The following is a 13882-nucleotide window of genomic DNA, read 5'->3' as shown; positions in this document are numbered from 1 at the left end:
GGGCAGGCGCGCGATAGCAGGACGGGTGCACGAGGGTCAACGCAAGCCGCCCGCTTGGGGTTAGGCTGCGCGGCCAAGGAGACTATCCATGTCGATTCGACACGCGGTTCGCACGGTGGTGCTGGCCACCCTGCTCGGAGGGCTGCCGGTGGGGGCCACCACGATGCTGCGGGCGGACCTGCCGCAGATGGCGCAGACGTCGGACGCGGTGGTGCAGGGCGTCGTCCGCCGCGTGCAGAGCCGCTGGAGCGGGGACAAGCGCCGCATCGTCACCGACGTGGAGATTCAAGTGACGGAGGCCCTCAAGGGGCAGCCCGGCGGCACGGTGGTCGTCACCCAGCCGGGAGGCCGGGTGGGGGACATTGGCCAGGTGGTGGGTGGCCTGGCGTCCTTCTCCGAGGGCGAGGAGGTCGTCGTCTTCCTGGAGAAGCGCGGCGCGGCCGCGTTCCAGCTGGCGGGCATGGCGCAGGGCAAGTACCAGGTGAAGCGCACCGGACCGGGCGCGATGGCGGTGCCGGCATCCACCGGGGACGCGGTGTTGATTGATCCGAAGACGCGCCAGGAGACGGCGTCCAACGCGAAGCCGGTGACGCTGGAGGAGCTGAAGGCGTCCGTGCGCGCGGCGGTCCAGGCGCAGCAGGCGGCGCCCGCGAAGAAGGGGGCGAAGTGATGGGCGCGCTCGCGTCGTGGGTGGTGCTGGCGGCGGTGATGGGACAGAGCTCAGCGCCGTACGTGCGCAGCCGCGTGTCCCCCGGGGATGAGAACACGCAGTGCCTGTATTGGACGCAGACTCGCGTCACCTATCAGCAGAGCACCGTGGGCAACCCGAAGGCGACGAACCACACGGAGTTCGACGCCATCACCCGCTCGTTCCAGAGCTGGCAGGACATCTTCGCCAGCTGCGGCAACCTGACGCTGGCGGAGGGCTCTCGCGTGAACTCCCGGACGGTGGGCTACAACCGCTCCGGCGACAACATCAACCTCATCCTCTTCCGGGGCCGCGCCTGTCGCGAGGTCGTGGACGCCAGCGACGCCTGCTTCACCCAGGACACGTGCGCGAACACGTACGACTGCTGGGATGACAGCGACGGCACCATCGCCATCACGCTCACCACGTACGACGAGCGCACGGGCATCGTCTACGACTCGGACATCTCCTTCAACGCCGCGCGCTTCAACTTCACCACCGGCAACGCCGGGCCGTGCGGCATCGTGGCCACGCCGGACTGCGTGGACACGGACGTGCAGAACACGGCCACCCATGAGGTGGGCCACTTCGTGGGCCTGGACCACACGCTGGCGACGGGCTCCACGATGAACCCCAGCGCCCCTCCGGGCGAGACGTCCAAGCGCAACATCGACCCCGGTTCGCGCAGCTTCGTCTGCGCCGCGTACCCCAAGGGAAGCGCGAGCCAGCCCTGCTTCCCGGTGACCAACTCCAACGGCAACGGGAGTGGAGATGGCGACGGGGACGGCGATGGCTGCACCGCGGCGGCCGGTGGACTGGCGGTGCTGCCGCTGCTGGCCGCGGCCTCTCTGCTGGCGCGCCGCCGGCGGGGTGGACGGTGAGTTGTCGCCTGCTGCTCCTGGGAGTGCTGCTGTGCGCGGGAGCGGCGGGCGCGCAGCAGGACTTCAAGCGCACGCTCGTGCCGGGCCGGCCGTTGTGTCTGGTCTGGCCGGGGCGTGACTACGTCTACCACCTGGACGCGGCCGGCAGCACACGCACGCCCGGAGACACGGAGGTCGTCGCCATCGAGGCGGCCTTCGACGCGTGGCGGGCGCTTTCCTCGACGTGCAGCGACTTCCGCTTCATCCGGGGCGAGGATTGGTCGCGCCCCGTCGAGATCGGCTACGACGAGGAGCACCGCTTCGACAACTACAACGTCGTCACCTTCCGCGAACGCAACTGTCAGGACGTCGCCCCGCCGGACGATGCGTGCTGGGCGGAGGAGACGTGCGGCAACGTCTACCAGTGCTGGGCGCACGGGGGCGCCACCATCGGGCTCACCACTTCGTCGTTCAGCTTCAAGGACGGCGCCGTGGTGGACTCGGACATCGAGCTCAACGCGGCGGAGACGGACTTCGGTCCCAGCTTCCTCTTCACCACCGTGAATGGGCCGCCGTGCTCGGGCACGCCGTCCACCGACTGCGTCGCCTACGACGTGCAGAACACGATGACGCATGAGATTGGCCACGTCGTCGGGCTGGACCACGTCTACTCCGCGGGCTCCACCATGGAGGCCACCGCCTCCCAGGGCGAGACGTCCAAGCGAGTCATCGACGCGGGCTCCGCGGCCGGCTTCTGCTCAGCCTATCCGCGCGGCCTGCCGCCCACGCAGTGCCGCATCCCGGAGGACCCGGGCTTGAAGCTCGTGGCGGACGGGAAGGGCACCGGCTGCGGCGCTTCCGCGGGAGGACCGGGCGTGGCCGCCGTGCTGCTCTGGGGCATGGCGCTGATGCGCAGGGGCAGGCGGTCAGCGGCCCCTCGGGCCGGCCTCTCCGGCGCTGCCCCGGGCGGACCTCGCGGTTAGACTCTGACCGTGGCCGTCGCCTTCTTCGACCTGGACAGGACGCTGCTCGCCGCCAACTCCGCGTCGCTCTGGGTGCGCCGCGAGCTGGCGCTGGGCCACATCTCCCGCTGGGAGGCCCTGCGCGCCAGCCTGCTGCTCGCGCGTTACCACCTGGGCTTCGTGGCCATGCAGGACGTGCTCCTGCGCGCCACCGCGCTGCTCATGGGCTCCGACGCCAAGGCCCTGGAGGCGCGCTCCGCGGACTTCTACGCGGAGGCCGTGCGCGGGCAGTACCGGCCCGGGGCCCTGCTCGCGCTGGAGGCCCACCGTGAGGCCGGAGACCGGCTGGTGCTGCTGACTTCGTCCTCGGGCTACCTGTCCGACCTGGTGGCGCGCGAGCTGCGCCTGGATGGCGTGCTGTGCAACCGCTTCGAGGTGGACGCAGCGGGGCTGCACACCGGGCGCCCGCTGGGGGCCGTGTGTTTCGGCGAGGGCAAGCGGTTCTACGCGGAGGCCACCGCGAAGGAGGCGGGGGTGCCGCTGTCCGCGTGCGCCTTCTACACGGACTCGTACTCGGACCTGCCGGTGCTGGAGGTGGTGGGGCGCCCGGTGGTGGTGAACCCGGACCACCGGCTGCGCCGCGAGGCTCGGAGGCGGGGCTGGCCGGTGGTGGACTGGGGCGTGCCTTCTGGAGGCGCCACCCCGTCCGTCCCTCCGTCGCCGCCGCTCGTGCCCTCCACCGGCCCCTGAAGGACGCGGTGGAGGCGCGTCGCTTCTTTCAGCGGCGCGGGGACACGAGCCGCATGGTGAACGTGTAGTCCACGTTCGCCGGGCGGCCCTGGTACTGGATGGGCTTGTAGACGCGGGACATGAGCGAGTCGAGCACCGCCTTGTCCATGTGTTGCACCATCTTCAGGATGCGGCAGTTCTCCACGCGCCCCTTGTTGGTGATGGTGCAGCGCACCGCCACGAGCCCCTCCGCCTTGATGGCGAGCGCCTCGCGCGTGTAGGCGATGTCCCGGCCCTCCTCCAGCAGCGTGGGCCGCTCCATGGCGTCGTTGAAGGGGATGACGGCGTTCGGGTTGACGGGCGCGAGCGCGCCAGTCGTGAGCGACGGCACCGCGAGGCTGCCCGCCGCGCTGACCGGTGCCGCGGCGGACACACCCACCGCGCCCGGCGCCTTGTCCGTCGTCGTGGCGGGGACGGCCGCGGGGGTGGCGGGGTTCGCCGTCATCATCACCGGCGCCGCGAGTCCACCCGGCGTCGCCGGGGCCACGTTCTCGAAGTCCTCGGGGGTGGAGGCGGTGGCCAGATCCACGCGGCTCGGGCGCTCACCGCCGCCCCGGCGCTTGGTCAGCTTCTGGGACAGCACCACCTCACCGGAGCCGCCGGTGATGATGGTCTCCGTCTGGTAGCCCTCCAGCGCGAAGGTCAGCTCCGCGGTGATGCTGCCCTCGCTGCCCAGGGGCAGCTCCATCATGAAGGGCGTCACGCCCTTCTCCTTGCCCTTGTAGTAGACGCGCGCGCCGGACGGCTGGCTCATCAGCCGGAAGCGCACCTTGCCCGGCGCGGGCGCCGCAGTGGGGACTTCCGCCACCGGGGCCGGTGCGGCGGGGGCCGTGGCCTGGGTCACCGGCTGCGCGGGCTTCTCATCCGGGCTGCCGCCGCCGCGCAGGAAGAACAGCGTGATGCCCACCAGGCCCGCGACCATCACGCCACCCAGCGCGCCCATCATGAGCGTGCGCTGGCGGGCGCGCTGCACGTCCGCCGGCACCTCCACGCTGATGTCCACCGCGAGCCCACCGTCCGCGGGCTCCGCGTTGCCCACGTTGGCGAACAGCGGGGACGCGTAGGGGCCCGTCGTCGGCGGCGAGGGGTAGGGGCCCGTCGTCGAGGAGCCGCCCAGCCGGCGGAACACGCCGCTGTTGCCGCCCGCGGCCATGTGCGCCTCGCGCAGGCCCTCCAGCAGTTCGTCCATCGTCTGGAAGCGCCGCGCCGGATCCTTCTCCATGCAGCGGCGCACCACCATCTCAATCTCTGGCGGCACCGCGAGGTCCGGGCGCACGGCCTGGAAGGTGGGGGGCGGTTCCTTGTAGTGGGCGAAGATGAGCTCGATGTGGTCGCGCGCGATGAAGGGCGGCCGGCCCATCAGCATCTGGAACAGCATGATGCCCAGCGAGTACACGTCGCTGCGCGCGTCCGCCACGTTGCGCGCCTGCTCCGGCGCCATGTACTGCGGCGAGCCCAGGAACGTGCCGTTCTGGGTGATTTCGGGGCTGACCGGCCCCTCCTGCGGTCCCACGGACTTCACGAGGCCGAAGTCCAGGACCTTCACCAGGTCCTGATCCGCCTCGTTGAGGATCATGATGTTCGCGGGCTTGAGGTCGCGGTGGATGATGCCCAGGGCGTGCGCCTCGCGCAGCGAGCGGCACACCTGCTGCGCCACCGACACCGCGCGCGCCCAGGGCAGGGGGCCGGCCTGGCCCAGCACCTGCTGGAGCGTGCGACCCTCCAGGTACTCCATCGCGATGTAGTAGATGCCGTCGTCCGTCTGCCCGTAGTCGATGACGGTGACGGTGTTAGGGTGCCGCAGCTTCGACGTCAGCGACGCCTCGCGCAGGAAGCGCTTCTGGAAGCCAGGGTCGCGGCTGCTCGGGAAGTTGGGGTTGAGCACCTTGAGCGCGACCATGCGATCCAAGGGTGCCTGGAGGGCGCGGTACACCTTGCCCATTCCACCCACGCCCAGGGGCTCTAGAATGCTGAAGCGGCCGTTCAACGTCCGGCCGATGAGCGGATCCGTTCCCGGGGCCTCAGGGCTCGGGGAATCGCTCTTGATCATTCGTGTCCCCTAGAAGCTGCGTGCAACATGGTTTCTCCGGCAAAAGCAGCAGCTCCGTATCCAAGCACAACTCGCCGGTGCGGCGCACGCCAAGGGGGTCCGGAATCCACCACGTCGGGGCAAGCGCGACCCCGGTCGCAGGGGGGGATGTGAGTCGCGACCTTCGGGTAAGCCCGCATTGCTTTGGGTGGGGCTCCCGGATTACGGTTTTTCTTCCTGCCTGCCATCCGGCGGGCCGAGTTCTTCGATGGCCGAAACCCCCAAAGTCCCCGTCCCTCCACAGGCGCGCCGGCTCTCCGTGCAACAGCGCTTGAGCGCGCTGGAGGCGGAGCAGAACCAGCTGCGTCAGGAACTCGTCACCTTGCAGGGCGAGGTCCGCCTGCCGGGCCTCTACCTGACCGTGGAGGCAGGCAACACGACCGCGCTCGTGCCCGCCAGGCAGGTGCAGGAGGTGGTGCGGCTGGTGGCGCTGGATCCGCTGCCCGGCGCGCCGGTGCACGTGTCCGGTTCGTTCGTCTACCGCGGCAGTCCGGCGGTGGTGGTGGACGTGGCGCGCCTGATGGGCGTCAAGCGCACGCCGGATCTGGACTCGCTGCTGGTGGTGGTGGACGCGGGCCGCATGGTGGCGCTGCTGGTGGACCGGGTGAAGGACCTGGTGGAGACGCCGGTGCTGGTGGACGGCTCGCAGAGCGGCGAAGAGAAGCTGCCGTGGGACGGCACCGGGCTGATGGCGGGCTTGTGCCGCACGCCGGAGGGCCTGCGCCCGCTCCTGCGCACGAGCGCGCTGCTGAACGGGACGGAGGGCCTGTGAGCGACGGGCTTCTCGACGACGCCACGCTCGCGAAGGTCGAGGAGGTGCTCCAGGGCGCCTGCGGCCTGACGCTCGCGAGCAGCCTGCGTCGCTCGTTGGAGCCCGCGCTGTCCCGCGCGGCGCTGACGCGCAACCTGTCCGAGACGGCCTTCCTGCGCCAGTTGCTCATTCGCGAGCCGACGGCGGTGGAGGCGTTCATCGAGCACGCCGTCATCGGCGAGACCTACTTCTTCCGCCACCCGGAGCACCTGCGCGCGCTGGCGTCTCGGGCGCGCCTGCACCAGGGCGGCCCGTTCAACGTCTGGAGCGCGGGCTGCGCGAGCGGCGAGGAGCCCTACAGCATCGCCATGGCGCTGATGGACGCGGGGCTGGGCAACGGCGGGCGCTTCCGCGTGCTGGCGACGGACGTGTCCGGCCGGGCCCTGCAGCGCGCGAAGGCCGGCGTGTACAGCCCGTGGTCGCTGCGGCGCATCGAGCCGGACCTGGAGAAGCGCTTCCTCGTTCCGCACCCGGGCTCGTCGGGAAATGACACGCAGCACTCCGTCACTCCGGAGGTCGTGCGCACGGTGGACTTCCGCCGCCACAACCTGGCCACGGACGCGGTGCCGTCCCTGGGCTTCCACGCCATCTTCTGCCGCAACGTCCTCATCTACTTCACGCCGGAGCTGGTGCGCGCGGTGCTGAGCCGGCTGGTGAGCGCGCTCGCGCCGGGCGGGCTGCTCTTCGTGTCGCCCGCGGAGGTGCCGCTCACCAACGAGATGGGGCTGGAGACGCTGGACGTGGACGGCACCCCCGTCCTGCGCATGCCCCTGGAGCAGCTGTGGACCGCGGGCGAGTCCGCCACCGTGTCCCCTCCGCGTCGCGACGCGCCATCGGCCTTCACCGCCGCCTCGCTCCGCCGGGAGACGCCGGTGCCGGGCAGCTTGCGGATTTCGTCCCGCCGCCCCACGCCGTCCGCTCCCATGGCGGCCTACTCGGCGCGGCCGTCCAGCCCGGCTCCGGTGGCGGACGCCCCGCGTGCCCAGTCGTCCACGCCGGCGGTTCGCGCGGCCCAGGACGCGGGCCTGCTGACGCGGGCGCTGGAGGCGGCGCACGCGGGCCACTTCGAGGAGGCGGAGGCGCTGGCGCGCGAGGCAGCGCGGGCGCTGTCTCCGGAGGCGTACCTGCTCCTGGCGATGGTGGCCGAGTCGCGCAACGATCTGGACGCGGCGGTGGAAGCAGTGCGCAAGGCGCTGTATCTGGAGCCGCAGCTGGCGCTGGGACATGCGACGCTGGTGGCGCTCTACAGCCGCCTGGATCGGCGCGAGGATGCGGAGCGCGCGAGGCAGAATGCGCTGCGCGCGCTGGATGGATTGGATGACGAGCACCCGCTGCGAGGCGTGGAGACGACGATGACGGCGGGGGGCTTGCGGCAGGCGCTGGCTCCCCGGCATTCGCAGATGGGCTGGCAGGGCGCGCGCTGAAGTCGTGGGGCGCGCCGGTACACGTGAGGTGGGGACAACGTGGAAGCGAAAGGTTTGAAGATGGCGTCGCCTCAAGGGGCGGATTCGACCAGGCTCAGCCTGCGGACGAAGATCCTCGGGGGCACGGGCATCTTCGGCGTCGTGCTGGTCGGCATCCTGACCTTCGCGTTCTGGATGCAGATGAGCGACGGCCTGCTGGATGAGCTGACCAAGCGCTCGCGCGCGGTGGGCATCGGCATGGCGTTCGCCGTGGGTGCGTCCGCCGCGGCGAACGACGCGATGATGCTCCAACTGGGCACCGACGCGGCCCTCAAGAGCGTGCCGGACATCGCGTACATCGTCATCCGCGACGCGAGCGGCAAGGTGCTGGCGCGCTCCGCGGACGAGCACTTCGCGACCGCCGCCGCCGTGGAGCCCGCGGACGGCGACGCGGTGGTGGACCGCCTGCTGACGGCGGGCACGCTGCCCGTGGTGGAGACGACGGCGCCCATCCTCTTCGGCCCGCCGGGCGGCGCGCTCAAGCGCGTGGGCACCGTGCAACTGGCGCTGGACCGCGAGGCGCTGGCGGAGTCGCTGTCCTCCAGCACCTGGCGCACCGCGGGCCTGGGCCTGCTGGTGCTGGTGCTGGGCCTGCTGGCGGCGGCCGGCATGGCCAGCCTCTTCATCCAGCCGCTGGAGCGGCTGGCCCGCGCGGCGGTGGGCATTGCCGCGGGGGACCTGCGCCAGCAGATCGACACCACCGGCACGGACGAGATTGGCGAACTGGCGGGCAGCTTCGCCACCATGGCGGACGCGCTGGTGCACCTGCTGCACGACCTGCGCGGCGCGGCCACGGACCTGGAGCACGAGGCCGCGGGCGTGCTGGCCACCTCCACGCAGCAGTCCGCGATGGCGCACCAGCAGGCGTCCGCCATCAACGAGACGAGCACCACGGTGGCGGAGATCGCCCAGACCTCCAAACAGGCCACGTCCTACGCGGACGCGGTCATCGCCCAGACGCAGAAGTCGGAGTCGCTCAGCGCTCAGGGACAGAAGGTCGTCACGGAGAGCGTGGAGGGCATGGAGAAGCTGGGCGAACAGGTGAAGGCCATTGCCCTGGCCATCACCGACCTGAACGAGCGCACGCTGCAGATCAGCGACATCATCGGACAGGTGAAGGACGTGGCGGAGCAGTCCAACCTGCTGGCCCTCAACGCCTCCATCGAGGCGGCGAAGGCGGGCGAGCACGGACGCGGCTTCGCCGTGGTGGCCACGGAGATGCGCACGCTGGCGGAGCAGTCCCGCATGGCGGCCGAGCAGGTGCGCGTGCTCCTGGGTGAAGTGCAGAAGGGCACCCGCCTGGCGGTGACCACGACGGACGAGGGCAGCCGGCGCGCCCAGGCGGCGATGGAGCTTGCGCGCGGCGCGGGCTCCACCATCCTGGGCCTGTCGGAGGTCATCCGCGAGTCGTCCGGGGCGGCGCGGCAGATCGCGGGCAACACGCGGCAGCAGACCATTGGCGTGGAGCAGATCGCCACGGCGATGGGCGAGCTGACGTCCGCCATGAGTGATTCGGTGGAGGGCACCCGGCGCATCGAGCAGGTGGCCGGCAATCTCTCCATCTTGTCGAAGCGCTTCTCTGAACTTGTAGGCAGGTACCAGCTATGAACAGCAACGTGACGGGTGGGGCACGCAAGGCAGCGAAGGTGCTGATCGTGGAGGACACGAAGACCATCACCAACCTCCTGCAGGTCTACCTGATGGGGTGGGGGCTGGACTTCGTGGACGCGCCCAACGGCGCGGTGGGACTGAAGCGGGCGCGCGAGCAGAAGCCGGACCTCATCATCTCCGACGTGCAGATGCCGGAGATGGACGGCTTCGCGCTGTGCGCGGCCATCCGGGGTGACCCGAAGCTGCACGACACGCCCTTCATGCTGCTCACGTCGCTGAAGGACGACGCGAGCCGCCAGAAGGGGAAGCTCGTCGGCGCGAGCGCGTTCCTCAACAAGCCGGTGTCCGTGGACGACCTGCGCTCCAAGGTGCGGGACATCCTCAAGCTGCCGGCCACGAAGTACTGACCGCCCGCCCATGTCTACTGACGACCGCAAGCTGCTGCCCATCGACTTCGACGAGCTGAAGGCCTCGCTCGACGCGGCCCAGATGCTGCTGGAAGGCGCCACCGTCGTGAGCGCCCACAGGCGGCGCGAGGTGCTGCACCAGCGCGCGGTGGCGCTGGCGAACTCGCGCCACGAGACGCGCCAGGAGGTCGTCACGGTGCTCGCCTTCCAGGTGGGCGGCGAGCGCTACGCGGTGAAGATCGACTACGTGGACCACGTGCTGGAGTCGCGCGGGATGTGCTCGCTTCCCGGGGCGCCGAGCCACGTGCTGGGGGCGCTCCTGTCGCGCTCGCGCATCGTGCCGGTGCTGGACCTGCGGCAGTTGCTGGGGCTGGAGGGCGGGGGCATGTCCGACCTGAGCAAGGTCGTGGTGGTGGAAGTGGACGACGAGGCGTTCGGGCTGGCGGCGGAGGTCGTGGACGGACGGCTGGAGTTGCCGCGCGCGGAGCTGTCCCAGCCGCCGCCGGGGCCGTTCCTGTTCCTGACGCCGGACCGGCTCACGGTGCTGGACCTCACACAGCTGGGCAACCCGGCGGCCGCAAGGCGCGGCTAGAGGGGACTGGGGTTTCATGGATCCGCAGTTGCTGCGCAGCATCTGGCCGGTGTTCGCCGCGGAGACGCGCGAACAGATTCAGGCCATCGGGTCGAAGGTGCTGGGGCTGGAGCAGCCGGCCAGCGCCCGCGACGCGGACCTGATGCCGTCGCTGAAGCGCGTGGTGCACAGCCTCAAGGGCTCCGCGGCGAGCCTGGGGCTGGACGACATCGAACGCATCGTCCACGCCATCGAGGACGGGCTGTCCCACGTCGACGTGGATCAGCCCATCTCCCGGGGCGCCGTGGAGGCGATGCTTCGGGGCCTCTCCGCCATCGAGAACGCCCTCAACCGGGGCGACGCGGGTGAACAGCCCGTGGTGGACGGCGTGGGCTCGCTGCTCAAGGCCCTGGGCCACGAGGAGCCGGCCGCCCCCGGGTCCGACGACGCCGCCATCAGCGGCCCGTTGGGCGAGGACGGGCTGAAGGCGCTGGTGGCGCTGGAGACGGCGCTGAGCACGCTGGTGTCCCCCAAGGTGGAAGACCGGGCGGGCGCGGTGCGCTCGGCGGTGGACCAGGCGCACGCCCTGCGTCAGATCGCGGAGGCCGTCCAGGCGGATGCGGTGGCCGCGCTGGCGGAAGCCGCGGCGCTGGGCTTCACGCGCATGGAGGAGGGCGGGGACGCGGCGGGACTGGCGGCGTCGGAGGTGGCGGGCGCGCTGGTGGACCTGCGCATGGCGCTGAGCCTGGCGGAGGAGGCTGTCGCGGTCCGCGAGCCCGAGCCCGCGAAGCCGGCTCCGGCCCCGGCGGCGAAGCCCGTGGCGCGCGCGAGCACCACGGCCCCTGAAGGCCGCGCCGGGACGGTGGACCGCGCGGTGCGCGTGTCCGTGAAGACGCTGGACTCGCTGGCGCTCCAGGTGGAGCACCTGGTGTCCGGGCGGGCGCAGCAGGGCCGGCGCACGGAGGGCTTCCGGTCGTTGACGGACCAGGCGCACGAGGTGCTGCTGCACCTGGAGCGCGCCGCGTCGCAGCTGGCCATGTCCGGCGGCGGGTCCGCGCTGGAGCCGCTGCGCACGGGCGTGGGCCTGATGCGCACGATGCAGAAGCGCCTGCTGGAGCATGCGAAGGAGGCGCACCGCGACGGTGAGCAGCAGTCGCTGGTGGCGCAGGTCATCCGCGACGACCTGCGAGACCTGCGCATGGTGCCGGCTTCCCAGGTGCTGGAGCCCCTGCGGCGCACGGTGCGCGAGACGGCTTCGCGGCTGGACAAGGAGGTGACGCTGGAGCTGGGCGGCACCGACGTGCGGCTCGACCGGCGCATCGTGGACGCGCTGAAGGATCCGCTGGTGCACCTGGTGCGCAACGCCATCGACCACGGGCTGGAGATGCCCGCGGCGCGCAAGGCGGCGGGCAAGCCGGAGACGGGCCGGCTGGTCGTGCGAGTGGAGGCGCGGGGCACGCGCATCGGCGTCATCGTGGAGGATGACGGCGCGGGCCTGGACCCGGTGCGCGTGCGCGCGACGGCGGTGCGCCGGGGCCTGATGAACCAGGAGGCGGCGGACAAGCTGTCGGACGCGCAGGCCGCGCGGCTCATCTTCCAGCCGGGCTTCTCCACGCGTGAGGAAGTGACGTCCACGTCGGGCCGTGGGGTGGGCCTGGACGTGGTGCTGGCCACCGCGCAGCGGCTGCAGGGCAGCGCGGACGTGGAGTACACGCCCGGCAAGGGCACGCGCTTCATCGTGGACCTGCCGCTGACGCTGGCGGCGGCGCTGGGCCTGCTGGTGCGCACCGGCACCACCATCACCGCGATTCCCTCCGACACCGTGAAGCGCGTGCTGCGGCTGGACGCGGACGACGTGGGCACGGTGGCTGGACGCGTGGTGGCGCGGCTGGACGGCGAGCAGCTCACGTTCCTGTCGCTCTCGGAGGCCATCGGCCTGCCGCGCATGCCGCTCGCGCTGGAGTCGGGCCGGCGGCAGACCGCGGTGCTGCTGTCGCTCGGTGAAGAGCGCGTGCTGTACGCCATCGACGAGGTGGTGGGGCAGCAGGAGCTGGTGGTCCGCGCGCTGGGCAAGCACCTGCGGGACGTCACGCACCTGGCGGGCGCGGCGGTGCTGGACGACGGCCGCGTGGTCCCGGTGCTCAACGCGCCGGAGCTGCTGCGCGCGGCCAAGCCGGACACGCGCACCTCCGGTGGTGAATCCAAGCTGCCGCGCATCCTGGTGTGCGACGACTCGCTCACCACGCGCTTCGCGATGAAGTCGCTGCTGGAGATCGCCGGCTACCCGGTGGTGACGGCGTCGGACGGTGAGGAGGCGTGGCAGGTGCTGGAGCGCGTTCACTGCCACCTGGTGGTCAGCGACTGGCAGATGCCCCGGCTGGACGGCGTGGGACTGGCGCGGCGGATCAAGGGCCACCCCATGTTCCGGCGCACGCCCATCATCCTGGTCACGTCGCTGGACAGCAACGAGGACCGCGCGGCCGGTCTGGAGGCGGGCGCGGACGGCTACCTCGTCAAGCGCGAGGTGGAGCGCGGCAAGCTCCTGGAGCTCGTGCGCCAGCTGCTGCCTGGCTGAGGCCGGGCAGGGTGGCCTGGAAACGACGACGCCCCGTCCTTCGCCTGGAGCGAGGGACAGGGCGTCTGTTCTTTCAGCGGTGAGGCGCTTCTTCAGCGCGGGCGGACCCACGCCTTGGGCCAGTCGTCGAACTCGGTGACCTCCTGGTCGTCGACGAGCAGCGTGTACATGGACTCCTCGGGGAAGTCGCCGATGCGCAGGCGCAGTTCCTTGCCCTCCGCCTTGGTGCGCAGCGGGTGGAGCGGGTCCGACGTCTTCACCCACTCCAGCTTCTGCTTCATCAGTTGATCAGCGTTCATAGCTTTGCCTGTGGCTTGGCGTAGATGTTGTCCACGGCCTGGTTGGTACGCTGCGAGCTGTTGATGATCTTGTCGTACGCCTGCGCCTCGCTCAAGCCGCTCTTCTTGGCCTCACCGACGAGCTGGTCGAAAGAGGGGCCGTCCAGCCGGCCGTACTTGAAGAAGTCGCGCGCCTTGAGCATCGCGGATTCAAACGTGCCCATGAACTCACGCGCGCCCACGCGGGCCTCGTGGCGGATGGAGTGCGCGGCCTTCGCGCGGTCCGCCAGCGACGCCCCCTGTGCCTGGAGCTTCGCGTCATTCGCGGGGATGCCGGCGATCTGCTGCTTGTACCAGGCGCGGATCTCGGTGTTCGTCGTGGGCTTCTTGGCGCCGCTCGCCTGCGCGTTGTTCACGCTCGCCGCCCCTTCCGGGTTGCGCGGGCGGGTGCGCGACGGGCTGCCGGTGGACACGTCGCTGGGCGGCCGGTTGGCCGTCGGGGGCGCTGAGTTGGACCGGGAGGGCTTCGCCGGCGTCGAGGACGGCGACGTCGTCGTGGTGGGCTTCGCATCCACGGAGTTGCTGCGACGCGGCTGCGACGTCGACAGCGCCGAGTCGGACTTCGTGGAGAGCACGCTCGAGCTTCGGTTGAGCTTCATGGGGGAGGCCTTCGGGGTCAGGAAGGAAAACCGCTTTCCCTTTTATCGCAGTTGCGAGTAGGCGAGTTGCGACCTTCGCCTACCTTTCGCGCACTGGCCCGATGTCTCCCGCCTTCTCA

Annotated in this window: 13 protein-coding genes; 10 read left to right on the top strand and 3 right to left on the bottom strand. The window is 71.1% G+C overall.

What is annotated here, in order from left to right:
• Positions 1–88: 88 nt before the first annotated feature.
• From D7X99_RS11570 to D7X99_RS11555, 4 genes are read left to right on the top strand one after another with little or no spacing between them, the layout of a single operon-like run.
• On the top strand, positions 89–670 hold the full coding sequence (locus tag D7X99_RS11570; protein WP_121777827.1) for a hypothetical protein: 582 nt from the start codon (positions 89–91) through the stop codon (positions 668–670).
• Entirely contained in the window at positions 670–1569 is a 900-nt protein-coding gene (locus D7X99_RS11565) for a myxosortase-dependent metalloprotease, MXAN_2677/MXAN_2678 family (RefSeq protein WP_121777826.1), read from the top strand. The genes D7X99_RS11570 and D7X99_RS11565 overlap by 1 nt, the downstream gene beginning before the upstream one ends.
• Positions 1566–2531, top strand: coding sequence for a myxosortase-dependent metalloprotease, MXAN_2677/MXAN_2678 family (locus tag D7X99_RS11560; RefSeq protein ID WP_121777825.1), 966 nt, complete (start codon positions 1566–1568; stop codon positions 2529–2531). The genes D7X99_RS11565 and D7X99_RS11560 overlap by 4 nt, the downstream gene beginning before the upstream one ends.
• 9 nt (positions 2532–2540) lie before the next feature.
• Positions 2541–3260 carry an HAD family phosphatase gene (locus D7X99_RS11555; protein WP_121777824.1) on the top strand — a complete coding sequence of 240 codons (720 nt, stop codon included), beginning with the start codon at positions 2541–2543 and terminating at the stop codon, positions 3258–3260.
• Between the two features lie 28 nt (positions 3261–3288).
• On the opposite strand, the gene D7X99_RS11550 is transcribed toward D7X99_RS11555, so the two are convergent.
• A complete protein-coding gene (locus D7X99_RS11550) occupies positions 3289–5349 on the bottom strand; it encodes a protein kinase (protein WP_121777823.1) in 2061 nt (686 codons plus the stop codon).
• A 247-nt stretch (positions 5350–5596) separates the two neighbouring features.
• Between D7X99_RS11550 and D7X99_RS11545 the strand changes: the two genes are divergently transcribed.
• Genes D7X99_RS11545 through D7X99_RS11520 form a run of 6 tightly spaced genes read left to right on the top strand, consistent with a single transcriptional unit; the run spans position 5597 to position 12826 of the window.
• Positions 5597–6160, top strand: a complete 564-nt coding sequence (locus tag D7X99_RS11545; RefSeq protein ID WP_121777822.1) for a chemotaxis protein CheW — start codon at positions 5597–5599, stop codon at positions 6158–6160.
• Positions 6157–7623 (top strand): CheR family methyltransferase, encoded by a 1467-nt coding sequence (locus D7X99_RS11540; RefSeq protein ID WP_121777821.1) that lies wholly within the window; start codon positions 6157–6159, stop codon positions 7621–7623. Before D7X99_RS11545 ends, D7X99_RS11540 begins: the two co-directional genes overlap by 4 nt.
• A 60-nt stretch (positions 7624–7683) precedes the next feature.
• On the top strand, positions 7684–9270 hold the full coding sequence (locus D7X99_RS11535; RefSeq protein WP_121777884.1) for a methyl-accepting chemotaxis protein: 1587 nt from the start codon (positions 7684–7686) through the stop codon (positions 9268–9270).
• Positions 9267–9680: a two-component system response regulator gene (locus D7X99_RS11530; RefSeq protein WP_120566495.1), complete on the top strand. Its 414-nt coding sequence runs from the start codon at positions 9267–9269 to the stop codon at positions 9678–9680. The genes D7X99_RS11535 and D7X99_RS11530 overlap by 4 nt, the downstream gene beginning before the upstream one ends.
• A gap of 10 nt (positions 9681–9690) precedes the next feature.
• The gene (locus D7X99_RS11525; protein ID WP_121777820.1) at positions 9691–10272 is read left to right on the top strand and encodes a chemotaxis protein CheW; all 582 of its coding nucleotides are present in this window, start codon (positions 9691–9693) and stop codon (positions 10270–10272) included.
• Between the two features lie 16 nt (positions 10273–10288).
• Positions 10289–12826: a response regulator gene (locus D7X99_RS11520; protein ID WP_121777819.1), complete on the top strand. Its 2538-nt coding sequence runs from the start codon at positions 10289–10291 to the stop codon at positions 12824–12826.
• Between the two features lie 92 nt (positions 12827–12918).
• Here D7X99_RS11520 and D7X99_RS11515 read toward each other — a convergent pair whose 3' ends face one another.
• Together D7X99_RS11515 and D7X99_RS42300 are read right to left on the bottom strand one after the other, a co-directional pair.
• Complete coding sequence (locus D7X99_RS11515; RefSeq protein WP_120574963.1) at positions 12919–13125, bottom strand: hypothetical protein; 207 nt, start codon at positions 13123–13125, stop codon at positions 12919–12921.
• Complete coding sequence (locus D7X99_RS42300) at positions 13122–13763, bottom strand: hypothetical protein (protein ID WP_147476131.1); 642 nt, start codon at positions 13761–13763, stop codon at positions 13122–13124. Before D7X99_RS42300 ends, D7X99_RS11515 begins: the two co-directional genes overlap by 4 nt.
• Between the last annotated feature and the right edge of the window lie 119 nt (positions 13764–13882).

It is taken from the genome of Corallococcus sp. AB032C (genome assembly GCF_003668935.1).
GTDB classification, from domain to species: Bacteria; Myxococcota; Myxococcia; order Myxococcales; family Myxococcaceae; genus Corallococcus; species Corallococcus exiguus.
Note: the sequence above shows the minus strand (reverse complement) of the source record. Positions and strands in the feature narration are given on the sequence as shown.